At 70.3% G+C, this 24,542-nt stretch carries 16 protein-coding genes; 1 reads left to right on the top strand and 15 read right to left on the bottom strand.

Annotated elements, in window-relative coordinates; genetic code table 11:
- Positions 1 to 5: 5 nt before the first annotated feature.
- The 4 genes from OG623_RS23950 to rplU form a co-directional block, all read right to left on the bottom strand.
- Complete coding sequence (locus tag OG623_RS23950) at positions 6 to 1,505, bottom strand: D-ribitol-5-phosphate cytidylyltransferase (protein WP_406149150.1); 1,500 nt, start codon at positions 1,503 to 1,505, stop codon at positions 6 to 8.
- Between the two features lie 304 nt (positions 1,506 to 1,809).
- On the bottom strand, positions 1,810 to 3,246 hold the full coding sequence (gene obgE / locus OG623_RS23945) for a GTPase ObgE (RefSeq protein ID WP_406149149.1): 1,437 nt from the start codon (positions 3,244 to 3,246) through the stop codon (positions 1,810 to 1,812).
- 141 nt (positions 3,247 to 3,387) lie between these two features.
- Entirely contained in the window at positions 3,388 to 3,645 is a 258-nt protein-coding gene (gene rpmA / locus OG623_RS23940; RefSeq protein WP_362887659.1) for a 50S ribosomal protein L27, read from the bottom strand.
- Between the two features lie 14 nt (positions 3,646 to 3,659).
- Positions 3,660 to 3,980 carry a 50S ribosomal protein L21 gene (rplU, locus tag OG623_RS23935; RefSeq protein ID WP_389194597.1) on the bottom strand — a complete coding sequence of 107 codons (321 nt, stop codon included), beginning with the start codon at positions 3,978 to 3,980 and terminating at the stop codon, positions 3,660 to 3,662.
- 256 nt (positions 3,981 to 4,236) lie between these two features.
- Between rplU and OG623_RS23930 the strand changes: the two genes are divergently transcribed.
- Positions 4,237 to 4,839, top strand: coding sequence for an acyltransferase (locus tag OG623_RS23930; protein ID WP_406149148.1), 603 nt, complete (start codon positions 4,237 to 4,239; stop codon positions 4,837 to 4,839).
- Between the two features lie 83 nt (positions 4,840 to 4,922).
- Here the strand turns inward: OG623_RS23930 and OG623_RS23925 are convergent, their stop codons facing one another.
- The 11 genes from OG623_RS23925 to mrdA form a co-directional block, all read right to left on the bottom strand.
- Positions 4,923 to 6,206 carry a nucleotide sugar dehydrogenase gene (locus OG623_RS23925; RefSeq protein WP_406149147.1) on the bottom strand — a complete coding sequence of 428 codons (1,284 nt, stop codon included), beginning with the start codon at positions 6,204 to 6,206 and terminating at the stop codon, positions 4,923 to 4,925.
- Positions 6,203 to 7,834 carry a glycosyltransferase family 2 protein gene (locus tag OG623_RS23920; protein WP_406149145.1) on the bottom strand — a complete coding sequence of 544 codons (1,632 nt, stop codon included), beginning with the start codon at positions 7,832 to 7,834 and terminating at the stop codon, positions 6,203 to 6,205. The genes OG623_RS23925 and OG623_RS23920 overlap by 4 nt, the downstream gene beginning before the upstream one ends.
- Complete coding sequence (locus OG623_RS23915; protein ID WP_406149143.1) at positions 7,831 to 9,417, bottom strand: glycosyltransferase family 4 protein; 1,587 nt, start codon at positions 9,415 to 9,417, stop codon at positions 7,831 to 7,833. The genes OG623_RS23920 and OG623_RS23915 overlap by 4 nt, the downstream gene beginning before the upstream one ends.
- Positions 9,407 to 10,426, bottom strand: coding sequence for a Gfo/Idh/MocA family protein (locus OG623_RS23910; protein WP_406149142.1), 1,020 nt, complete (start codon positions 10,424 to 10,426; stop codon positions 9,407 to 9,409). The genes OG623_RS23915 and OG623_RS23910 overlap by 11 nt, the downstream gene beginning before the upstream one ends.
- On the bottom strand, positions 10,423 to 11,541 hold the full coding sequence (locus OG623_RS23905) for a DegT/DnrJ/EryC1/StrS family aminotransferase (protein ID WP_406149140.1): 1,119 nt from the start codon (positions 11,539 to 11,541) through the stop codon (positions 10,423 to 10,425). Before OG623_RS23905 ends, OG623_RS23910 begins: the two co-directional genes overlap by 4 nt.
- A gap of 336 nt (positions 11,542 to 11,877) precedes the next feature.
- A complete protein-coding gene (locus OG623_RS23900; RefSeq protein WP_406149139.1) occupies positions 11,878 to 16,218 on the bottom strand; it encodes an Rne/Rng family ribonuclease in 4,341 nt (1,446 codons plus the stop codon).
- Positions 16,219 to 16,446: 228 nt separating this feature from the next.
- On the bottom strand, positions 16,447 to 17,226 hold the full coding sequence (locus tag OG623_RS23895) for a TIGR03936 family radical SAM-associated protein (protein WP_406149138.1): 780 nt from the start codon (positions 17,224 to 17,226) through the stop codon (positions 16,447 to 16,449).
- Between the two features lie 337 nt (positions 17,227 to 17,563).
- Entirely contained in the window at positions 17,564 to 19,489 is a 1,926-nt protein-coding gene (locus OG623_RS23890) for a TIGR03960 family B12-binding radical SAM protein (protein WP_406149137.1), read from the bottom strand.
- A gap of 79 nt (positions 19,490 to 19,568) precedes the next feature.
- Positions 19,569 to 21,098, bottom strand: a complete 1,530-nt coding sequence (locus OG623_RS23885; RefSeq protein WP_406149136.1) for a CHAD domain-containing protein — start codon at positions 21,096 to 21,098, stop codon at positions 19,569 to 19,571.
- Positions 21,099 to 21,159: 61 nt separating this feature from the next.
- Positions 21,160 to 22,353: a rod shape-determining protein RodA gene (gene rodA / locus OG623_RS23880; RefSeq protein ID WP_406149135.1), complete on the bottom strand. Its 1,194-nt coding sequence runs from the start codon at positions 22,351 to 22,353 to the stop codon at positions 21,160 to 21,162.
- Complete coding sequence (mrdA, locus tag OG623_RS23875) at positions 22,353 to 24,530, bottom strand: penicillin-binding protein 2 (RefSeq protein WP_406149134.1); 2,178 nt, start codon at positions 24,528 to 24,530, stop codon at positions 22,353 to 22,355. The genes rodA and mrdA overlap by 1 nt, the downstream gene beginning before the upstream one ends.
- Positions 24,531 to 24,542 lie beyond the last annotated feature (12 nt).

Here is a 24,542-nt window from a genome sequence, read left to right as displayed (position 1 = left end):
AATTATTACACATCTTCTTGACGGTCCAGAATCGAGGCCAGCGCCTGCTCGAATCCCGAAGCTTCGGAGACGTCACGCGTCGGGTCCTGCTGCCGTACGTCGATGACATGCCCCGTCATCGCCGACAGGAGGACGTCCAGCGAGGTGCGTGCCACCGCCTCGGAGGAGAGCAGCGAGCCCTCCGGCTCCTGGCCGAACGCCTTGGTCCGCATGGGGGTCGCGGTGCGCTCCGGGTTCACACAGTTGACCCTGATCCCCTCGCTCGCCCACTCGTCGGCCAGCGCCTGGGTGAGGTTCACCATCGCGGCCTTGGTGGAGGAGTAGAGGCTGTACTCGGCGCGGCCCCGGGTGTAGCTGCTGGAGGTGTAGAGCAGCAGCTGCCCCTGGGTCTCCGCCAGGTACTTGTACGCGGCGCGGGCGATCTGCACGGGCGCGAGGTAGTTGACGTTCAGGGCTTCCTGGATCGTCGTCGTGTCCGTCTCGGCCAGCTTGCCGATGCGCAGCACGCCCGCGGTGTTGATCACGTAGTCGATGCGGCCGGTCTCGGCGTAGGCCTTGGACAGCGCGTCCTCGACGTGCTCCGGGTTCTCGACGTGCGTGCCGGTGGTGGAGCGGCCCAGCGCGTACACGCTGGCGCCGTACTGCTCGGCGATCGTGGCGATGTCGGCGCCGATGCCGTACGAACCGCCGAAGACGACCAGGGTCTTGCCCGAGAGCAGATCACGGTAGGCGGCCTCGTCGGCCTGACGGGGGGCCGCGGTGGAGGCCAGCTGGAAGAGCTTGTCGGTGATGAAGACGTCGACCGGCTGGGTCACCTTCATGTTGTACTCGTCGCCCGCGACCACATAGATCGGCACGTCGGGGAGGTACCGCAGGACGACCGAACAGTCGTCGGTGGCCTGGAAGTTCGGGTCGCCGGCCGCGACCTCGTACGCCTTGCGGATCGTGGACAGCTTGAAGGCCTGCGGGGTCTGGCCGCGGCGCAGCCGGGACCGGTCCGGGACGTCGGTGATGAACTCGCCGTCCTCGCCATGGGTCCGGGTCACGATGATCGTGTCGGCGGACGGGATGGCGACGTCGACGGCCTGGTAGCGGTCGAGGGCGTCGACGCAGTCCTTGATGACCCGCTGTGACAGAAGCGGACGGACCGCGTCGTGGAAGAGGACGTTGCGGTCCTCGCCCTCCGCGAGCCCCTCGCCGAGGGCCGCGATGGCGCGCTCGGTGGTCTCGTTGCGGGTGTTGCCGCCTTCGATGACCTTGATGACCTTGGTCATCCCGGCCTTGGCCACGATCTTCTCGACGTCGGGCACGAAGCCGGGCGCCATCAGCACGATGACGTCGTCGATGCTCTCGGCGTTCTCGAAGAGTGTCAGCGTGTGCTCGATGACTGCCTTACCGGCGATCTTCAGCAACTGCTTGGGGATCGACAGTCCCACCCGCTGTCCGGTCCCACCGGCGAGTACGACCGCTGTGGTGCGGGGCTTGGCTTCATGCGGCACGGACACAGACGACCTACCTTACGATGACAAGGGGAACAGTGTGATGGTCGCACTCTCCGTGACCGTCCCGCAAGACGGACGTTTACCGACGCTCACCCCTGGGAAACCCGCAGTTCACCGTCTGGCCAGGGAGATTGATCCTCCGGGGCACCTCACCGGAGTGACAGACTCCACAGACGCGTTACCCAATCGGCACATCGCCGGCCGCCGAACCTGCCACTACCTGGCCGTTTTCCGTGAATCCGGGGTGCCCCCGCGCCGCGCGGAGGCACCCGTCCCGAAGCCCCGAAGCCCCGCAGAGGGCGAAGGCCTAGAAGGGGTCGAACTCGTCGTACTCGCGCTGCGAGTCGTCCCTCTCCGACTCACGCTCGCGACGACGCTGCGCGGCAGGCCGCGGGGCCTCCAGCCGGTGGTCCTCGCCACGGCGTCCGAGCATCTCGGCGCCCGCCGCCATGGTCGGCTCCCAGTCGAAGACGACCGCGTTGTCCTCCGCTCCGATGGCCACACCGTCGCCGGCCCGGGCACCCGCCTTGCGCAGCTCGTCCTCGACACCGAGCCGGTTGAGCCGGTCCGCGAGGTAGCCGACGGCCTCGTCGTTGTTGAAGTCGGTCTGGCGGATCCAGCGCTCGGGCTTCTCGCCGCGCACGCGATAGATGCCGTCCTCCTCGACGGTCACGGTGAAGCCCGCGTCGTCGACGGCCTTGGGACGGATGACGACCCGGGTCGACTCCTCCTTCGGCTTGCTGGCGCGCGCCTCGGCGATGATCCCGGCAAGGGCGTACGAGAGGTCGTTGAGCCCCTTGTGCGCGATGGCCGAGACCTCGAAGACGCGGTAGCCGCGCTCCTCCAGGTCGGGGCGGATCATGTCGGCGAGGTCCTGGCCGTCCGGGATGTCGACCTTGTTGAGGGCGACGATGCGCGGGCGGTTCTCGAGGCCGCCGTACAGCCGCAGTTCCTCCTCGATCATGTCGAGGTCGGAGACCGGGTCGCGGTCGGACTCCAGGGTCGCGGTGTCCAGGACGTGCACCAGGACGGAGCAGCGCTCGACGTGCCGCAGGAACTCGAGGCCGAGGCCCTTGCCCTCACTGGCGCCCGGGATGAGCCCCGGGACGTCCGCGATGGTGTAGACGGTCGAGCCCGCGGTGACGACGCCCAGGTTGGGGACGAGGGTCGTGAAGGGGTAGTCCGCGATCTTCGGCTTGGCGGCCGAAAGCACCGAGATCAGCGAGGACTTGCCGGCGCTCGGGTAGCCCACGAGCGCGACGTCGGCGACGGTCTTGAGCTCCAGGACGATGTCCCGGCTCTCCCCCGGCTCACCGAGCAGCGCGAAGCCGGGCGCCTTGCGGCGGGCGGATGCCAGCGCCGCGTTGCCCAGGCCGCCGCGGCCGCCCTGGCCCGCGATGAAGGTGGTGCCCTGACCGACCAGGTCGGCAAGGACGTTGCCGGCCTTGTCGAGGACGACGGTGCCGTCGGGCACGGGCAGCACGAGGTCCTGGCCGTCCTTGCCCGAGCGGTTGTCACCTGCACCGGGCTGGCCGTTCGTGGCCTTGCGGTGAGGGTGGTGGTGATAGTCGAGCAGCGTGGTGACGGCCTGCTCGACGACGAGGATCACATCGCCGCCACGCCCGCCGTTGCCCCCGTCGGGACCGCCCAGCGGCTTGAACTTCTCACGGTGCACGGAGGCCACGCCGTGGCCTCCGTTACCCGCGGCGGCATGCAGCTCGACGCGGTCCACGAAGGTGGTCATGGTGGTTCCTCCAGGTACTGCGGAAAAATACGGGAATGTCTCTTGACGTAACGCGCCGAGGGCGGACCCGCTTCCCCGGTTACCGGGAAAGCTGAGATCCGCCCTCGGAAGGTGCTGTGTCGCTCGTCGCAGCCAGGAAAATCAGGCGGCGACGGGAACGATGTTCACGACCTTGCGGCCACGGTGCGTACCGAACTCCACCGCACCGGCGGCAAGCGCGAACAGCGTGTCGTCGCCGCCACGGCCGACGCCCGTGCCCGGGTGGAAGTGGGTGCCGCGCTGGCGGACCAGGATCTCACCGGCGTTCACGGCCTGACCGCCGAAGCGCTTCACGCCGAGCCGCTGGGAATTGGAATCGCGCCCGTTCCGAGTGGACGATGCGCCCTTCTTGTGTGCCATGTCTCCTCAGTCCCTTACTTCGCAGCCGCGGGGATACCGGTGACCTTGATCGCCGTGTACTGCTGGCGGTGACCCTGGCGACGGCGGTAACCCGTCTTGTTCTTGTAGCGAAGGATGTCGATCTTCGCGCCCTTGTGGTGGTCCACGATCTCGGCCTGGACCTTGATGCCGTCCAGGACCCAGGGGTCGCTGGTCACGGCGTCGCCGTCGACAACGAGCAGGGTCGAGAGCTCGACCGTGTCGCCAACCTGGGCGGTGGAAATCTTGTCAACCTCAACGATGTCGCCGACAGCAACCTTGTGCTGGCGACCACCGCTGCGCACGATGGCGTACACGCGGATCTCTCTCTCACTCGGAACGGATCCCCTGATGCCAGCCGCCCGCGCGGGCCGAGGCCCACGACAGTCCGGAAGGATGAGCGGCCTCCCCCGGGGACGGATCACCGGGAGGGATGTGCTCAGGGGGTAGGCGCACAGAAACACGCCGAGGGTCAAGATTACGGGGCGGGCTGCGGGGGGTCAAACCGGGTTCCTGCCCCGCTCGGGATCGATCGTATGCTCTTGCCTGATCCGCTCCCGAAAGGTGCCGCAAGTGACCTACAGAGTCCAGCCCACAGCCCAGGTGGACGACCGTGCCGAGATCGGCGACGGGAGCAGCATCTGGGAGCTCGCGCAGATCCGCGAGGGAGCCACGCTCGGTGAGGGCTGCGTGGTGGGGCGTGGTGCGTACGTGGGCTCCGGTGTGCGGATCGGGAACAACGTCAAGCTGCAGAACTACGCCCTGGTGTACGAGCCTGCCGAGCTCGGCGACGGCGTCTTCGTCGGCCCGGCCGTGGTCCTCACCAACGACCACAACCCGCGCTCGGTCGACCCCGAGGGCAAGCAGAAGCGCGGCGACGACTGGGAGGCCGTCGGCGTGAAGGTCGCCGAGGGCGCCTCGCTCGGCGCACGGTCCGTGTGCGTCGCCCCGGTGCACATCGGCCGGTGGGCCATGGTGGCCGCCGGCGCGGTGGTGACCAAGGACGTCCCCGACTTCGGCCTGGTCGTGGGCGTGCCGGCCCGCCGGATCGGCTGGGTGGGCCGCAGCGGGGTCAAGCTCGTCGAGCGCCCGGGCGCCCCCGGTGTCTGGGAGTGCCCGCAGACGGGCGCCCTGCACGACGAGACCGACGGCGTCCTCACGGAACGCGCCGTCTGACACCCCTGGCCCGCACGGACGCACCGGCCCGGTCCGCACAGACCCGCACGTCTGTACGGACCGGTGCGTCCGTCCCGATGCCCTCAGCCGCCGATGACCACCCGGCGCACGCCCTCCCACCTGGCCGGGTCCGTCGTGCGCCGGCCGTCGACCAGCACACGGACGTCCGGCAGATCGGCGGCGGCCAGTGCCCGGTACTCCGCGTGGTCGGCCTGGAGGATCGCGGCGGTGACCGTCTGGCCCTCGTGCGGCACGAAGCCGTGCGCGGCCAGTTCGCCGGAGGTGTACATCGGGTCCGACACGAACGGCACCGCGCCGCGCGCCCTCAGCGCCTCGACCACCCCGTAGACGCCGGAGAAGGCGGTTTCCTTGACCCCGCCCCGATAGGCGGCGCCCAGCACCAGGACCCCGGCGCCGTCGAGGTCGCCGTAGGCGGCGGCCAGCAGGTCGACGGCGTACTCGGGCATCGCGGCGTTGGCCTCACGCGCTGAGCGCACGACGGTGGCCTCGGGGTCGTTCCACAGGTACATCCTCGGGTAGATCGGGATGCAGTGGCCGCCCACGGCGATGCCCGGCTGGTGGATGTGGCTGTAGGGCTGGCTGTTGCAGGCCTCGATGACCTTCTTGACGTCGATGTCGTTCTTGTCGGCGAACCGGGCGAACTGGTTGGCCAGCCCGATGTTGACATCGCGGTAGGTGGTCTCGGCGAGCTTGGCGAGCTCGGAGGCCTCCGCCGTGCCGAGGTCCCAGACGCCGTTCGGACGCGGCAGGTCCTCGCGGTCGTCGAAGTCGAGCACGGTCTCGTAGAACTCCAGACCGCGCCGGGTGGAGGCCTCGTCGATACCCCCGACGAGCTTGGGGTAGCGGCGCAGGTCGGCGAAGACACGGCCGGTCAGCACCCGCTCCGGGGAAAAGACGAGGTGGAAGTCCACACCCGGGGTCAGGCCGGAGCCCTCGGCGAGCATGGGCGCCCAGCGGGTACGGGTGGTGCCGACGGGCAGGGTGGTCTCGTAGCTGACGAGGGTGCCCGGCTTCAGACCTGCGGCGATCGACTTCGTCGCCGCGTCCATCCAGCCGAAGTCCGGCGTGCCGTCGGCGTCCACGAAGAGCGGCACGACGACCACGACGGCGTCGGACGCGGCGACCGCGGCCGTGGTGTCCGTGGTCGCGGAGAGGAGGCCCGCGCCCACGGTCTCCTTGAGCTTGACGTCCAGGTCGTGCTCACCGGGGAACGGCTCGGTGGCCGCGTTGACCAGCTCGACGACCTTCTCGTTGACGTCCGCGCCCACGACCGTGTGGCCCCTGGCCGCGAACTGCACGGCCAGGGGAAGGCCGATCTTGCCGAGCGCGACTACACAGATGTTCATCGGATTACTTTCCTCTTCAGCTTGGACAGCATGGGGCGCAGCCCCATGCCCGCACCGGACCGGCTCTCCCACAGGGGCGCTGTCGTGATCACCAGCCGGCCCTTGGTGTTCCGGTTCGCCGATGCCCTGTACGGGACCGCCTGGCGCCAGCGGCGGGCCAGGGGCAGCGGCCTGTCGCCGGTCTTCACCGGGATCTCGTACGTCGAACCTGCCACGTCCACATAGACACGGACGCCCAGCTTCGCCTTCACGGCACGGACGGGGATCCCGGCGCGTACCGTCGTCGCCCGGCCGTCGCCGGTCGGGACGCGGCTGAACTCCCCCACCGCAGCGGAGCGTTCATGACCGGACGGCAGCGGACGCGCACCCGGCCTGTCCGCGCTCTTGGGCATGGCCCCCTTCGCCAGGCGAACGGTCAGGGAAGCGGTGTCACCGAGGACACCGACCCTGGCCGTGACCACCAGGAACAGGTCGTCGCCGTCCTGGTCCCAGTCCGCAGCGACGAGCTCCGTGCCCTGTGCGAGACGCCCCGGCACGATCTCCCCGACCAGTTCGTAGACACGGTCGGGAAGCCCAAGAGCCTCCTCACGGAAACCCGGGTACAGCGCGAAGGCCCGGCCGGCCTCCAGGTGGAAGGGCGGGGCTCCGTGCTCCGCCTGCTCCGTGATGGCCCTGACCAGCTCGTCGACGGCACCCGCCTGCGCGAGGCAGATCCGCACCCGGCGCTTGACGTCCAGGGAATCCCGGAGTTCGTCGGTGAGGTACGCGTCCGCGAGGTCGGCGATCCCCTCGCACACCTGTCGCCGGGTGACGGGGTCGAGAGCGGGGAAGTCGCCCTGGATGAGCTTGGAGAGCTCCCATGTGAAGTGCCGTTCGAAGAGGGCGTCCCGGTCGGGACCCGCCTCCACGAGCGAGGCCACATGCCTCATGATCGCGGCGGTGCAACGCAGCCTGGACAGATGATCGGCCCGGTAGGTGATGTTGCTGGCATCGCCGCGCTTCACCGCGTAGTAGAAGGTGTAGTCCGAGAGAACGGAGATCTTCCGGGCCCGGACACACGCCTCGATGGTGAACGGCTGATCGCTGCCGACCGGCAGATCCTCCGGAAAGCGCAGCCCGTGCTTCTCGACCAACTCGCGGCGGAAGAGCTTGGTGTTTGCCAGGGTGAAAGGCAGACTTGACCGGAAAAGGCTGACGTCCGGGTTGTTCTCCTTGTAGAGCTTCTGGTGCACGTACCGGCCGTTGGTGCCGACCATCTTGCCGATGACCACGTCGGATCCGTGCTCGTCCGCGTAGGCCACCATCCGCTCCAGGGCTTCCTCGCCCAGGTAGTCGTCGGAACCTATGAAGTAGACGAACCGGCCGGTGGCCAGATCCAGGGCCCTGTTGCTGGGCGCCGCGGGTCCGCCCGAGTTGGCCTGATGAATGACCTTGACCGTGCCGGGGTAACGCTCGGCGAACCGGTCGAGTTCCTCGCTGCTGCCGTCCGTCGATCCGTCGTCGACCGCCACGACCTCCAGGCGGTCGAGGCCGATGCTCTGGCGGACGAGAGAGTTCAGACACTCCGTCAGATAGGGCATCGTGTTGTAGACGGCCACGACCACAGTGGCATCGGGTCTGCCGCTCATGCCACCACCTGCGCGACCGACACGGCACTCCTGCTGCGGGTCCGGCCACCGAGCACGCGGGTGTAGACGCCGTCGAGCACCTCCGCCTGCGACTCCCAGGTCCACGTGTCGAGAAGTCCCTGGGAGTCGTAGACGTCGCGGTACTTCTTGGGGTCGGCGAGTACGGCCTTGACGGCTCGGACATAGTCCGCCACGTCCTCGGCCTTGAACACTTCGCCCTGCCCGGTCTGCGCGACCATCTCACCCATCGTCTTGACATCGCTGACGACGAACGGGAGCCGAGCATGCGAGTACTCGAAGAACTTGGTGATCAGGGCGATCTCGTGGTTCGGCCAGTGGTGGATCGGAATCACGCCCGCGTCCGCCGAGGCCAGGAACGGGGCAACCTGGTAGTGCGGCACATACGGAAGGATGTGCATCCGGTCCGACACACCGAGCTCCAGGGCCCGCGCCGACAGCCCGGTCATGTAGTCCGACGTGGGCTTGAGCACGACGAACACGACGTGCGTACCCGGCAGTTGGGGCAACGACTCGACCATGATGTCGAGCCCGCGCTGCGGGGCGGCGGAACCGCTGTAGACGGTCAGCGGGACGTCCGCCCCGATCCCGCACAGCTCGCGCAGGTCCGGCACGGGCTCGGCGGCCTCTTCGGGCGAGACCTCCGCGTCCGGTGCGTTCAGCACGACCTCGGGCTTGGCCTTGAGACCGTGCCGGTCGGCCAGCATGTCGGCGAGGGTCTCGGAGACCGTCGTCACGGCGTCGGCGTACTGCGAGAACTCACGCTCGTACGCGCACTGCGCGACGTGCCACCTCGGGTGCGGATTCCACGGCTTGATGCCCGGCAGGTACTCGTGGGCGTCCCAGACGAGCTTGACCGAGCGGCCCCTGGCCCCGGCCCGCAGCTTGGCCCGCGCGCCCACACCGAGCATCCGGAAGTCGTTGGCGTGGATCAGGTCGGGCTCCAGGGCATCGATGACCTTGCCGTACGCGAGCTCCATGTCCCACAGGGCCGGGTCGAGCCGACGCCAGGCCCTGTCTCCCATCGTGCGCAGCCAGAAGGCCGTGGTGAAGCGGTCCAGCGGGGACACCATGTCCTTGCGGCGCCGCTCCAGGGCGCTTGTCTGCTTCGCACGCAGGCCGACCCACCTGCTCATCACCCGTGCCAGGATCCGAGGGGGCATCAGCTTGAGCTTCCCGACGGCCGATCGCCGCTGGCCCGCCTGGATGAGCCGGATGTTCAGTTCGGCCCGCCACGCCTTCATCCGCTGCTTGCGGTACGCGGCCAGCGGGCCGGGCCTGTAGGCGAGAGGAGACCTCAGCACGGCGCGGCGGTATTCATGCCGCCTGCGGTGCATGGGAGTCGGAACGTGCAGCAGCCGCACCTGGGCATCACCCAGCTGCCAGAACTGCTCCCTCTTCGTCGGGGACTTGCCGAGCAGGACCACGTCCCAGCCGGCCGCGGCCGCGGAACGCGCTTCCTTCTGGACACGCGAGTCACCGTTCACGCCGTTGTCGACCAGCATGACGATCTTGCCACGGGAGCTGCGCTGCGCTGCCCCCACCACCGTATTGTCAACCGCCATGATGAGCGGGCTCTCCTGTCTCAAGAACAACCGTTCGGCCGACCCGGGCCGATTCCAGTACGGAAGCTGCTACCTCAACGGTACGCAGCCCCTGCCGCAATGTGCAGATATCGGCCGACTCGCCCAGCACGGCGTCCCTGAAGAGCTCGTGCTCGACCAGCAGCGGCTCACGCTTCGGGATCGCGTAACGGATCATGTCGCCCTCGGAGACGCCTCGGAATGCCCGCAGCGCCTCCCACTCGGTGGTCACCGCCGCGTTCGAGTGGAACGTCAGGTCGGCCGTGAGTGTGTCGGCGATGTAGCAGCCGCGCTCGCCGGTGACCGAGGTGAAGCGCTCCTTGAGCGGGCTCAGCCAGTTGACCAGGTGGTTGACCATGGTGCCGTCGCAGAGCTGGCCCACCGCCGAGACCATGTCCTCGTGCGGACGGCCGGACTTGGAGACGGTGTGGGCCGCGATCGAGGCGTACGCCTGGCCGGTCACCCAGCCCGTCAGGTCGATGTCGTGCGTGGCCAGGTCCTTGACCACACCGACGTCGGCGATGCGGTGAGGGAAGGGCCCCTGGCGGCGGGTGACGACCTGGAAGACGTCGCCGAGTTCGCCGCTCTCCAACCGACTGCGCAGTGACCTCAGGGCCGGGTTGCAGCGCTCGATGTGGCCGACACCGGCCACGAGACCGCGTGACTCGAAGGCCTCGACGAGGCGGCGGGCGCCCTCGACGGTGTCGGCCAGCGGCTTCTCGATGAGGGCGCAGACACCTGCGTCGGCCAGCTGGAGACCGACTTCCTCGTGCAGGGCGGTCGGGCAGGCCACGACCGCGTAGTCGATGCCGAGCGCGAGGAGGTCGTCCACGGACGACAGGACCGGTGCGCCCTGGGCCCAGCCGTTCCTGTCGCCCATCGGGTCGACGACACCGACCAGCTTCACGCCTTCCAGCCCTGCGAGGACCCGGGCGTGGTTGCGCCCCATGGAACCGAGACCGATGAGGCCGGCTCTCAACACGGCGGTCACAGCCCCTCCCCCAGGGCGTTCACCGCGTCGGCGATGCGCGCGAGGTCGCCCTCGTCGAGCGACGGGTGGACGGGGAGTGAGACGACCTCGGCCGCCGCCCGCTCGGTCTCGGGCAGGTCCCAGTTCCGGCCGGCCTTCTGGTCCGGCTCCCAGTACGGCTTCAGCCGGTGGATCGGAGTCGGGTAGTAGACGGCGTTGCCGACGCCCGCCCCGGTGAGCGCGGCCATCGCGGCCTCACGGTCGCCCCGCACCCGGATCGTGTACTGGTGGTAGACGTGGCGGGCGCCCTCGGCGACCGTCGGCGTCGTCACGCAGGGGGCGGTGATGTGCGCGTCGAGGTACGCGGCGTTGGCGCGGCGCTGCTCGGTCCACCCACCGACCTTGGTGAGCTGTACGCGGCCGACGGCCGCGGCCACGTCCGTCATACGCATGTTGGCACCGACGATCTCGTTGGCGTACCGCTGTTCCATGCCCTGGTTGCGCAGGAGGCGCAGAGTGCGGGCGAGTTCGGCATCCGCCGTGGTGACCATGCCACCCTCGAGGGAGTGCATGTTCTTCGTCGGGTAGAAACTGAACGCTCCGCCTTCGCCGAACGCCCCGACGGAGGTGCCGTTCAGCGCCGCGGCGTGCGCCTGGCACGCGTCTTCGACCACTGCGAGCTTGTGCTTCTGCGCGATGGGCAGCAGCTTGTCCATGGCCGCCGGGTGACCGTAGAGGTGCACCGGCATGATGGCGGCCGTGCGCGGTGTGACAGCTGCTTCGACGGCGGCCGGGTCCAGACCGTAACTGTCGGGCTCGATGTCGGCGAACACCACGTCGGCGCCGACCAGCCGGACCGCGTTGGCGGAGGCGGCGAAGGAGAAGGACGGCACGATCACTTCGTCGCCCGGACCGATACCGAGGGCGAGCAGAAGCATGTGCAGAGCGGAGGTACCGGAGTTGACGGCGACGCAGTGGCGGCCGTCGACCAATTCGGAGAAGCCGTCCTCGAAGGCCGCGACCTCCGGGCCCTGAACCACGCGACCACTGCGCAGTACGCGCACCGCGGCCTCGATCTCTTCTTCCCCGATAACCGGGCGGGCAGCGGAAATCGGCTGCCCGTTGATGCTCGTCATGGACGTCCTCCCTGAACACCGCAAGAGCTCTTCACAAGCAGAGGCCCGGGGTGCGTGCGGGACGTCTGACGAGGCCGCGCAAAACCCCACCGGCAGATGTGCCGACGCCCTGCCGAGAAACAGGACCCGGTCACTCCAGAACCAGGTCGGTCACTGACCGCAGTTCCTTTGCAGGAGCTTCACAGTCAGCGACCGCCGTCACATTATCAGGGATTTCTCATGTGATTTCGGTCCTGTTAACAAGCCCATGCATCGGTTGTGAAACGAAAACACGTGTCCCGCCCCGAAAGCTTCGAGGCGGGACACGTGTGTGACGGGCGGTCAGTCCTTCCGGTGTCAGTCGGTGGACGGTCCCGACTCGGTGGACGGGGCCGAGGCCGTCACGGAGGACGAGGACTGCTCTGCGGCGACGGTCTTCTTCGCCGCTGCCTTCTTCGTCGTCGTCTTCTTCGCAGCGGTCTTCTTCGCCGCCGTCTTGGTGGCCGTCTTCTTGGCGGCCGCCTTCTTCGCCGTGGCCTTCTTGGCGGTCTTGCGCGCCGCGGCCTTCTTCGCCGGAGCTTCCGGTTCCGCCGCTTCGGTGCCGGAGGCATCGGGCGTGTCGGACGCGTCGGTGTCCGCGACCACGACGGCCTCGGCCCCCTCCGCACCGGCCGGCGACCCCGCGGGCGCGGTGGCCTTACGGGTCGCCCTGCGACGGGCGCGCGGCGCGGCGGCCGGAGCGGACTCCCCGTCAGCCGCGTGGGCGTCGGGGGCAGTCGCCTCGTCCGAGGGGGCGGGCGCCTGGGCCGCGGGGGCCTCGACGACCGGGTCCTCGACCGCGACGGGCTCCGCCGCGGGCTCGGTCGGCTGCACCGGCGGCGTCACATCGGCGTGCTTGGGCGAGCCCGCCGGGGCGGACGCCTTCCGGGTCGCCCTGCGACGCGTGCGCGCCGGCGGCGCGGCCTCGGCCTCGGGTGCTGCCTCGGATGCGGCGGGAGCCTCCACCGGGGTCTCGGCCACCGGCGCGGGCGCCGGCTCCTCCTCGACCGCCGGGGCGGACTCGGCCGCCGGAGCGGACTCATCCACCGAGGCAGCCGAGGCGGGGGCGCCGGCCGGAGCCGTCGCCTTGCGGGTCGCGCGGCGGCGGCCACGGCCGCGCGACGCTGCCGCCTCGGCCTCGGCCGGGTGGCTGTACAGCTCCTCGTCGGCGACGAACTCCGGCTCGGGCAGCGCCACCGGGGCGGCGACCTCGGCGGCCACCTCGGCCTCGCTCTCGGTCTCCGGCTCGGCCGGCTGCTCGGCGTGCTCGTGGTCCTGGGCGTGCTCGTGCTCGTGCTCGTGCCCCGCGCCGCCACGGCCGCGCTTCTTGGACCGCTTGCCACCGCCACCGCCACCGCCGGCCGTGGGCTGCTCCATGTGGACGATCACACCGCGCCCGTTGCAGTGGACACAGGTCTCGGAGAAGGACTCCAGCAGACCCTGGCCCACCCGCTTACGGGTCATCTGCACCAGGCCGAGCGAGGTGACCTCGGCGACCTGGTGCTTCGTACGGTCGCGGCCCAGGCACTCCAGGAGGCGCCGCAGCACCAGGTCCCGGTTGGACTCGAGCACCATGTCGATGAAGTCGACGACGACGATGCCCCCGAGGTCGCGCAGCCGGAGCTGGCGCACGATCTCCTCGGCCGCCTCCAGGTTGTTCTTGGTGACGGTCTCCTCGAGGTTTCCGCCCTGCCCGGTGAACTTGCCGGTGTTGACGTCGACGACGACCATCGCCTCGGTCTTGTCGATCACCAGCGAGCCGCCGCTCGGCAGATAGACCTTGCGGTCGAGCGCCTTCATCAGCTGCTCGTCGATGCGGTACGTCGCGAAGACGTCGACCTCGGAGGTCCAGCGCGACAGCCGGTCGCTGAGGTCGGGCGCCACGTGCGAGACATAGCCGTGGATCGTCTCCCAGGCGTCGTCACCGCTGACGATCACCTTCGAGAAGTCCTCGTTGAAGATGTCCCGGACGACCCGGACGGTCATGTCCGGCTCGCCGTACAGCAGTGTCGGGGCGTTGGAGCTGCTGGTGTTCTTCGCCTTCTTCTGGATCTCGTCCCACTGGCCCTGCAGCCGCTCGACGTCGCGGCGCAGCTCCTCCTCGCTCGCGCCCTCGGCCGCGGTGCGCACGATGACGCCCGCGTCCTCGGGAACGATCTTCTTGAGGATGGTCTTCAGCCGGGCGCGCTCGGTGTCGGGCAGCTTGCGGCTGATACCGGTCATCGAGCCCTCGGGCACGTACACGAGGTAGCGGCCGGGCAGCGAGACCTGGCTGGTCAGGCGGGCGCCCTTGTGGCCGATCGGGTCCTTCGTCACCTGGACGAGGACGGACTGGCCCGACTTGAGCGCGGTCTCGATGCGGCGCGGCCCGTGGGCCATGCCGAGCGCCTCGAAGTTGACCTCACCGGCGTACAGGACGGCGTTGCGGCCCTTGCCGATGTCGACGAAGGCGGCCTCCATGGACGGCAGGACGTTCTGCACCTTGCCCAGGTAGACGTTGCCGACGTAGCTGGTGGCCTGCTCCTTGTTGACGTAGTGCTCGACGAGCACGTTGTCCTCGAGGACACCGATCTGGGTGCGCTCGCCGCTCTGGCGGACGACCATGACCCGCTCGACGGCCTCGCGGCGGGCCAGGAACTCGGCCTCGGTGATGATCGGGACGCGACGGCGGCCCTGCTCGCGGCCTTCGCGGCGACGCTGCTTCTTGGCCTCCATACGGGTCGAGCCCTTGATGGACTGGACCTCGTCGAAGCCGGTGCCGGGCTCGCGCTCGGCGGCTTCCTTCCCGCGCCGTTCACGCGGCTCGCGGACCTTGACGACCGTACGCTCCGGGTCGTCCGAGCCCGTGCCCGCGCTCGTGTCGTCGCCGGAGGCATCCCCGCTGCGGCGGCGACGCCGGCGACGGCGACGGCTGCTGCTCGAACCGTTCGAGGACTCGTGCTCGTCCTCGTCCTCGTCGTCCTGCTGGGCGGGCTGCGCCTCGTCGGAACGGTCGGCGGACGCGTCGTCCTGCTGCTGCTCCGTGTCGTCGGTGTCGCCGGCCTCACCGCGACGGCGGCGACGGCCACCGCGACGGCGACGGCGCGAGGGGCGGTCGCCGTACTCGTCCGTCTCGTCGCCCTCGTGCTCGGCGTCCGTCCCGGGCTCGGCCTCGTGCTCGTCCGTGGCCGGAGCGGCGGCGGGGGCGGACTGCTCGGCCTGCTCGGCCGGAAGCGTGACCGGGGTCGCGGCCGGCTCGGTCTCGACGGCCTCGCCGCGACGGCGGCGGCGACGGCGCGAACCGCCCTGCGGCGCGGACTCGGCCTGCTCGGCGGGGGCGGCGGCCTGCCTGCCCTCGGCCTTGCGCGGCGCACGGTCCGCCGACCTCTGCTCCTCGGCGTCGTCGCTCTCGTCGACGGCCGGGGCGGAGCCCGCGGCGGCGGCAGCGGCAGCAGCGGTCTCCGGGGTCTGGAACATCGGCTCGGCGAAGACCGGGGCCTGGAACACGGCCACGGCGGGGCGCGTCGCGCGACGGCCCTTGCGGGTGGGCTCCTCGGTCTTCCCGGTGAATTCGGGGCGGCCGGCGGCGGAGGTGGCCCGACGGCGCTGGCGGCCGCGCGGCGCGGCCTCCTCCACCTGCTCGGTCTCGGACGCGAGCTCCTCGGCCACCGCGGCGGGAAGGTCCTCGCCCTTCTCGGCGGCCGCCTCGGCGACCTCCTCGACGGGCTGCGGGGAGCCGGCCGGTGCCGACGCCTTACGGGAAGCGCGGCGGCGTGAGCGCGCGGGGGGCGCGGCCTCGGCAACGGGTGCCTCGGCGACGGGTGCATCGGCCGCTGCCTGCTCGGCCCTGGCGGGCTCGGCGGGCGCGGCGACGGCCTCGGCAGCCGGTTCGGCCACGATCTCGGCCGGGGTCCCGGCGGTCTGAGTGCCCGGCGCACCGGCCGGGGCGGACGCGCGGCGGCGTGCCCGGCCGCGCGGCGCTGCCGCGGGCTCGGACGGCTCCGCGGCGGGCTCGGGAGCCTGGGCCTTCGCCGGCTCGGCCACGACGGTCTCCTCAGCGGCGGCCTCGGCCGGCTGGGGAGCACCCGCGGGGGCGGTCGCCTTACGGGAGGCACGGCGGCGTGAGCGCGCGGGGGGCGCGGCCTCGGCCACGGGTGCCTCAGCGGTGTCCTCTTCGGTCTCGTCCTCGTCCTCGGCCTGGGCGGGCTCGGTGACGGGCTCCACGATCTCGGCGGCACCCTGCGGCGCACCCGCCGGAGCGGTCGCCTTACGGACCGCACGACGACGCCCACGCGCCGGCGGCGCGGCATCCGCCACGGGCTCGGACGCCTCGACGGTGTCCTCATCGGCCTCGGCCGGAGCGGCCTCGGCGACGGGCTCCACGATCTCGGCCGCACCCTGCGGCGCACCCGCCGGAGCGGTCGCCTTACGGACCGCACGACGACGCCCACGCGCCGGCGGCGCGGCATCCGCCACGGGCTCGGGCTGCTCTGCGGCGGCGGCCGGGGCGGCCTGTGTGATCTCTTCGGTGGCGGGCGCACCCTGTGCGCCCGACGGCGGGCCCGCGGGGCGGGACGCCGCGCGGCGCCTGCGGCGCGGCGGCAGCTTGTCCCCGGGGGCGTTGCTGTCTTCGGCGTTCATGGGGGACCCGGTGTTTCCGGGTTCGTTCGGCTCGTGCATGCGGGCGGTTCTCCCGTCGCGCTCCCGGGCGCCACGCCTGATTCCGGTCCGGCGCGATTCGCGTGATGTGCGCGATACCGCCGTCCGGGGCGCGGGCGCCGCACGGGAGCTGATGTCTGGCTCGCCGGTTCCGTACGCGTGACGCACGGCCTGGCGAAAGTCTTATGGGGCGGTGCGCGGCCCGACCCAGGTGGCTCCCGGTCCAAGGGCTGCGCTACAACGACCGCCTTACGCGGAACCTGCACCTTCCGGCGTCGCCGCGGCGGCTGCCGGATCGGCCGTGGAAACGGCCGGGGCTGCCTCGCGGTCGGGCGCGAGCGGGTCGGTCACCGTGCCGGACTCCTCGTCGAAGAGCCCCTGCGCCAGCCTGGTCACCGCTGCGGGGACTGGCGGCGTTAGGTCGGCCACAGCTCGGAGACCGGACAGGACGTCGTCGGGTCGCACAGCAGGTGTCACGTGCCGCACTACCAGCCGCAGTATCGCACAGGGCCTGTCCCCGGACCTATCAGGCTGTGGATCAAGGGCTTCGAGACCGGCGACGGCCGCGCGGGCGTCGAAGGTCCGCATGCCGTTCTTCGCCCGGCGCTGGACCTCGACGGTCTCGGCGCCCAGGAAGGCGGCGACGGCTCTCTCCGCGTCCTGTACGGCGACCCCGTCCAGCCGCATCTCCCACACGGAGGCGGTCAGCCGGTCGGCGAGGCCCGAGGTGTGGGCCTCCACCGCGTCGACGACGTCGAGGCCTTCGGGCATCGACGCGTCGAGCAGGGTGCGCAGGGTGGCCGGATCCCGCGCCTCGGTGAGCGCGATCTCCAGGAACTCGGCCTCACTGCCCGTACCCGTGGGGGCGGCGTTGGCGTACGACACCTTGGGGTGCGGGGTGAAGCCGGCCGAGTAGGCCATGGGGACCTCGGAGCGGCGCAGCGCCCGCTCGAAGGCACGCTGGAAGTCTCTGTGACTGGTGAACCGGAGGCGGCCCCGCTTGGTGTAGCGCAGTCTGATGCGCTGCACCGCCGGTGCGGGCGGCGGGCCTTCGGGCTGTCGCTTGCCCAGTGGTTCTTCTCCTCGGTGCGGGGCAGCCGCGGTGGCGTGCCGCCCACGAAGTACGGGGTGCCCCGGGGTGCCGCTCCGGCTCACCCCCGCTCGACCGTTGTGTCGGCAAGCAGGGAGATCTCGAATGCGGGCGCCGCGCTGGGACAGTCGTTGTCCTACCCAGGGTACGCGCAGCGGACTCTTCGAGTTCCCGCGCGTCCTCGGCCCGCGAAAGCCCGGCGCGGGGGCTCGCGGCGGAGCCTCCCGGGCCGGGCTTCCGTCATCGGGCTGCCGTACGGGAGCCCGGAAGGGGGAGCTACTTCACGACCGTCAGCGGCAGGAGCTTCTTGCCGGTCGGGCCGATCTGGATGTCCAGGTCGAGCTGGGGGCAGACCCCGCAGTCGAAGCACGGCGTCCAGCGGCAGTCCTCGACCTCGGTCTCGTCGAGCGCGTCCTGCCAGTCCTCCCAGAGCCAGTCCTTGTCGAGGCCCGAGTCCAGGTGGTCCCAGGGCAGGACCTCCTCGTAGGTCCGCTCACGGGTGGTGTACCAGCCGACGTCCACGCCGAAGGAGGGCAGCGTCTTCTCCGCGCTCCTCATCCAGAGGTCGTAGCTGAAGTGCTCGCGCCAGCCGTCGAAGCGGCCGCCGGACTCGTAGACCTCACGGATGACGGAGCCGACACGGCGGTCGCCCCGGGAGAGCAGGCCCTCGACGATGCCGGGCTTGCCGTCGTGGTAGCGGAAGCCGATGGAACGGCCGTACTTCTTGTCGTCGCGGATCTTGTCCCTGAGCTTCTTCAGCCGGGCGTCGGTGTCCTCGGCGCTCAGCTGCGGGGCCCACTGGAAGGGAGTGTGCGGCTTGGGCACGAACCCGCCGATGGAGACGGTGCAGCGGATGTCGTTCTGCCCGGAGACCTCGCGGCCCTTGGCGATGACGTTGACCGCCATGTCGCCGATCTGGAGGACGTCGTCGTCGGTCTCGGTGGGCAGACCACACATGAAGTACAGCTTCACCTGGCGCCAGCCGTTGCCGTACGCGGTGGCGACCGTGCGGATCAGGTCCTCCTCCGAGACCATCTTGTTGATGACCTTGCGCATGCGCTCGGAGCCGCCCTCGGGGGCGAAGGTGAGACCCGACCTGCGGCCGTTACGGGTCAGCTCGTTGGCCAGGTCCACGTTGAACGCGTCGACGCGGGTGGAGGGCAGCGAGAGGCCGACCTTGTCGTCCGTGTACCGGTCGGCGAGGCCCTTGGCGATGTCACCGATCTCGGAGTGGTCGGCGGAGGAGAGCGAGAGGAGGCCGACCTCCTCGAAGCCGGTGGCCTTGAGCCCCTTCTCGACCATCTCGCCGATGCCGGTGATGCTTCGCTCCCGCACGGGTCGCGTGATCATGCCGGCCTGGCAGAAACGGCAGCCGCGGGTGCAGCCGCGGAAGATCTCCACGGACATCCGCTCGTGGACGGTCTCGGCGAGGGGGACGAGCGGCTGCTTGGGGTACGGCCACTCGTCGAGGTCCATCACGGTGTGCTTGGACACGCGCCACGGCACGCCCGACCTGTTGGGCACGACGCGGCCGATGCGGCCGTCGGGGAGGTACTCGACGTCGTAGAAGCCGGGGACGTAGACTCCGCCCGTCTTCGCGAGGCGGAACAGCACCTCTTCGCGGCCTCCGGGCCTGCCGTCGGCCTTCCAGGCGCGGATGATCTCGGTGATCTCCAGGACCGCCTGCTCGCCGTCGCCGATGACCGCGCAGTCGATGAAGTCCGCGATCGGCTCGGGGTTGAACGCGGCGTGGCCGCCGGCCACCACGATCGGGTGGTCGACGGTGCGGTCCTTGGACTCCAGCGGGATACCCGCGAGATCCAGGGCGGTGAGCATGTTGGTGTAACCCAGCTCGGTGGAGAAGCTGAGGCCGAACACGTCGAAGGCGCCGACCGGGCGGTGGCTGTCCACGGTGAACTGGGGCACCTTGTGCTCGCGCATCAGCTCCTCCAGGTCCGGCCACACGCTGTACGTGCGCTCGGCGAGGACGCCCTCACGTTCGTTGAGCACCTCGTAGAGGATCATGACGCCCTGGTTGGGGAGTCCGACCTCATAGGCGTCGGGATACATGAGTGCCCAGCGGACGTCGCATTCGTCCCACGGTTTGACGGTGGAGTTCAGCTCACCGCCGACGTACTGGATGGGCTTCTGCACATGCGGGAGCAGAGCTTCGAGCTGCGGGAAGACCGACTCGGCAGACATCTGGGGACCTTCGTAGCTGGCAGGGGTGACCATCAAGCCTAACCCGGTGCTCAGCCTCTCGACGCCGCGCGCGGACCGCTCAGCGCTTCATCGCCGTACGCAGACCCGGCCGCGACGCCCGGGCCCAGACCTCGGGCAGCTCGCGCTCCCGTACCGCCGCCCCCGCCTCCTCATGGCCGTACAGAAGGCCCCAGGTGAAGGCGGACTCCCCCGCGCCGTGCGCCTGGACCGCCAGGGTGCGCAGGGCGTCACGGGTCAGGACGCTGTCCTGGTGGTCGCCGAGCAGCGACTGCACCGACTTCATCCGTTCGGTGAACTTCCTGGCCGGCTTCCCCAGGGCGGGCGCGGCGGCCTCGGCGGCGTAACGGGCGCGTTTGGCGGCCTTGCGCGCCTCGTGCAGGGCCACGTCGCGTTCCCCGCCCGGGGGCAGGCCGAGTGCGTGGCCGACGCGGGCGGCGAGGCGGTCGTAGTCCTTGAGCACGGCGCGGGGCAGGGCGTCCCGCGGTGGGCGCCCGGCCGCCGGGCGCAGCGGCGGGTCGGCGACGAAGGCGTCCAGGGAGTCGAGCAGGGCGAGATAGCGGTCCGCGTCGAGCACCGTGGCCACCCGCCGCCGTGAACCGGTGCGCCTGGCGACGGAGGTGAGCGTCAGCCTGGCGCTCACGGGGCCGAGTACCAGGGTGCCGGGCAGCTCGTCCAGACCGGAGCGCAGCCGTTCCTCGATGACCTCCTGGTCACGGTCGGCCCCGAGCTCGGCGGCGAGCCACTTCAGCTCGTCGCGCAGGGGATCGGTGACGCTCCTGTCGAGTATCGCGCGGTACGTCCTGAAGGCGCTGCGCAGCCGCCGGGTGGCGACCCGCATACGGTGCACGCTGTCGGGCAGCTCGCGGCGCACCGCCGGGTCGAGTCCGACGACGGCCGCGATCTGGGCGCGTACGTAGGCGAGCACATGGTCGCCCGCGGTGTGCGGGTCGTGCTCGTCCTCCGGCGTCCGCCGCCGCCCGTCGGGGGCGGTCTCGGCCAGCGCCCTGGCCAGCTTGGAGGGCGCGGCCGACGGCAGAACACCCGCCTTGCGCAGCCGCCGCTCGACGGCGTCCAGGAGAGCGGGATCGCCGTCGTCGGCGAGCTCGACCTCCAGCTCGGTCCACGCCGATGTGGTCCCGTGCCCCTCTGCGGTGAGGCGCTCCGCGAGGACCTCGTCGACGCTCAGCTCGGCGAGCAGGGCGCCGTCCGCGCCGAGGAGGTGGTGGACGTCGCGGGCGGAGAGGATCCGGACGACGGGGGTCACCGGGGTGTTCCGCACCCGGGAGCGGAGCAGTTCGCCGATGGCGGGCGGCAGGGCGTCGGAGAGCGGGGCCCTGATCTCGTCACGCACGTCGGGCGACACGGGGAACTTGAGGTGCCATCCGGCGTCGTGCCCGCCCGTCCTGCGGCGCAGCGTGAGGGAGTCGGCGGCCAGCCGGAAGTCCTCGGTGTCGTAGTAGACGGCGTCGAGTTCGCTGGGACCACGGTGGACGACCGCCGAGACCCCGGCCGCGCCGGTCAGGTCGGGCAGCCGGGTGTCGGGACGCGCTTCGTACTTCCGCTCGACCTCGCGCTTCGAGTCCGCCATACGACGAACCTATCCGCGATACCGGCGGATATGCAGGGGTGCGCCCGGCCCCTCGCCGTACTCAGGCCGACAGCGGCCGTTGCACCTTGATCGACTGGAGCAGTCCGACCGCCACCCAGACGGCGAACATCGATGTCCCCCCGTACGACACGAACGGCAGCGGAAGTCCGGCCACGGGCATGATCCCGAGTGTCATCCCGATGTTCTCGAAGGACTGGAAGGCGAACCAGGCGATGATGCCGGCGGCGACGATCGTCCCGTACAGCTCGGTCGTCTCCCGGGCGATACGGCAGGCGCGCCACAGGACGACGCCGAGCAGGACGATGATCAGTCCGGCGCCGAGGAAGCCGAGCTCCTCGCCCGCGACGGTGAAGACGAAGTCGGTCTGCTGTTCGGGGACGAACTGGCCGGTCGTCTGGGAGCCGTTGAAGAGCCCGGTGCCCGTGAGACCGCCGGAACCGATGGCGATCCGGGCCTGGTTGGTGTTGTAGCCGACGCCGGCCGGGTCGAGTGCCGGGTTGGCGAAGGCCGCGAAGCGGGCGATCTGGTAGTCGTCGAGCACACCGAGCTGCCAGACGGCCACCGCGCCCGCCGTGCCCGCGCCGAGGAGCCCGAAGACCCAGCGGTTGGACGCGCCGGACGCGAGGAGCACACCGAGCACGATGACGGCCATGACCATGACGGAGCCGAGGTCGGGCATCAGCATGACGACGGCCATCGGCACGAGGGCCAGGCCGATGGCCTTGCCGACGGTCCGGTGGTCGGGGTGCAGCTGGTCGCCCGCGTCGACCCGGGCGGCGAGCAGCATCGCCATGCCGAGGATGATCGTGATCTTGGTGAACTCGGAGGGCTGGAGGGAGAAGCCGCCGGGGAGCAGGATCCAGGCGTGCGCCCCGTTGACCGTGGCGCCCAGCGGGGTGAGGACCGCGAGGACGAGCACGACCGAGAGCCCGTAGAGGACGGGCACCGCTCCCCGCAGGGTGCGGTGTCCCAGCCAGAGGGTGCCGATCATCAGCGCGAAGCCGATGCCGCTGTTGAGGGCGTGCCGGAAGAGGAAGTAGTACGGATCGCCGTGGGTCAGTGACTCACGGCCCCGGGTCGCCGACCAGACCAGCAGCGAGCCGACGAAGGACAGCGCGAGTGACGCTCCGAGCAGGGGCCAGTCCAGCCGCCGCACGACGGAGTCGCGGGCGGTGAGCTTGGACCAGGCGGAGCGTTCCTCGGGGGCGTAGCCCGAGACGGAGAAGCCCGCCATCAGTCACGCCTCCCCACGGTCGCCGGCAGGGCACCCGCGAGGGTCTCGGTGCCGTCGTCGGCGGGCGCGGGGGTGTACGGCTTGATCTTGGGCGACACGATCCGACCGTCCGACTTGATCTTCGGCAGGTCCTTCTGGGGCTCGGGCAGCAGCGCCTTCTTGAGGTCCTGCTTGCCGCTGGCGTCGAGTCCGTAGATCGCGTTGTAGATGTTGCGCACCGCGGGGCCCGACGCGCCGGAGCCCGTACCACCCTGGGAGATCGTCATGACGATCGAGTAGTCCTTGGTGTAGGTGGCGAACCAGGAGGTCGTCTGCTTGCCGTAGACCTCGGCCGTGCCTGTCTTGGCGTGCATCGGGATCTTGTCCTGGGGCCAACCGCCGAATCGCCAGGCGGCGCTGCCCTGGGTCGCGACTCCCGCGAGGGCCTGATCTATTTTGTCGCGCGTGTCCGCCTTCTTGAACGGCAGCTTGCCGTGCGCCTCGGGCGCGATCTCCTGGACGGTCTTGCCGTCGCCGCTGACGATCGCCTTGCCGACGGTCGGGTCGTACAGCGTGCCGCCGTTGGAGATCGCGGAGTAGATGGTCGCCATCTGGATCGGCGTGACGAGCGTGTCGCCCTGGCCGATGGAGTAGTTGACGGAGTCACCGGCGCGCATCTTGTTGCCCTCGATGCAGCCTTCGTACGCGATCTTCTCGACGTAGGTGCCGTTCTTCTTGCCCTGCTTGCACCAGGACGCCTTGTTGGCGTCGTAGAAGTCCTGCTTCCACTGGCGGTCGGGAACCCGGCCCGCGACCTCGTTGGGGAGGTCGATGCCGGTCTCCTTGCCGAGTCCGAACTGGTGGGCGGTCTTGTAGAACCAGTCCGCCGGGTTCTTCTTCGGGTTGTTGCCGCCGTCCTTCTGCCACTCCTTGTGCGCCAGGCCGTAGTAGACCGTGTCGCAGGAGACCTCCAGGGCGCGCCCGATGGTGATGTTGCCGTAGCCCTGGGATTCGAAGTTCTTGAAGGTCTGGCCGCCGATGGAGTAGGAGCTCGGGCACGGGTAGTTGCCGTCGAAGTCGTATCCGGCGTTCACCGCGGCGGTCGAGGAGATGACCTTGAAGATCGATCCGGGTGCGGCGGTGCCCTGGATGGCCCGGTTCAGCAGCGGGAAGTTGGACTTCTTGCCGGTGAGCTTCGCGTAGTCCTTGGCCGAGATGCCGCCGATCCAGGCGTTGGGGTCGTACGAGGGCAGCGAGGCCATGGACACGACGCGGCCGGTCTTGGCCTCCATCACGACGACGGCGCCGGAGTCGGCCTTGTACATCTCGTTGGTGTTGGGGTCCAGCTCCTTGCGGGCGGTCTTCATCGCCTCGTTGAGCTCGTACTCGGCGACGGCCTGGACCCGGGCGTCGATGGAGGTGACGACGTTGGCGCCGGGCTCGGCGTCGTCGTTCTGCGCCTGGCCGATGACGCGGCCCAGGTTGTCGACCTCGTACCGGGTGACACCGGCCTTGCCGCGCAGCTCCTTGTCGTACGTGCGCTCCAGGCCGGAGCGGCCGACCTGGTCGGAGCGGAGGTACGGCGAGTCGCTGTCCTGGGCCTTGGTGACCTCTTCGTCGGTGACGGGCGAGAGGTAGCCGAGCACCTGGGCGGTGTTGGCCTTGCCGGGTGCGGCGTAGCGGCGTACGGCGGTGGGTTCGGCGGTGATGCCGGGGAAGTCCTCGGCGCGCTCACGGATCTGGAGGGCCTGCTGTGTGGTGGCCTCGTCGGTGACCGGGATCGGCTGGTAGGGCGAGCCGTTCCAGCAGGGCTGCGGGGTCTTGTCGTCGCAGAGCCTGACCTTGTCCAGGACGTCCTTGGGCTTCATGTCCAGGACACCGGCCAGCCGGGTGAGGACGCCGACGCCGTCGTCCTTCATCTTCATCAGCTCGGTGCGGCTCGCGGACACGACGAGCCGTGTCTCGTTGTCGGCGAGCGGCACGCCGCGCGCGTCGAGGATCGAGCCGCGGACGGCGGGCTGCACGACCTGCTGGACGTGGTTGTTCTTGGCCTCGTCGGTGTACTCCTGCCCGTTGCGGATCTGGAGGTACCAGAGCCGGCCGCCGAGCGTCAGGAGCAGGGAGAAGACGAGGATCTGGATCACTACGAGACGGATCTGGACCCGTGGCGTCCGGCCCGTCTCGGGAATGTTGCTCACGGGGTGCCCCCG

The sequence above is a fragment of the Streptomyces sp. NBC_01012 genome (assembly GCF_045162755.1).
Classification (GTDB): domain Bacteria; phylum Actinomycetota; class Actinomycetes; order Streptomycetales; family Streptomycetaceae; genus Streptomyces.
The sequence above is the reverse complement of the archived record's forward strand: the minus strand, read 5'-3'. Positions and strand labels throughout refer to the sequence as shown.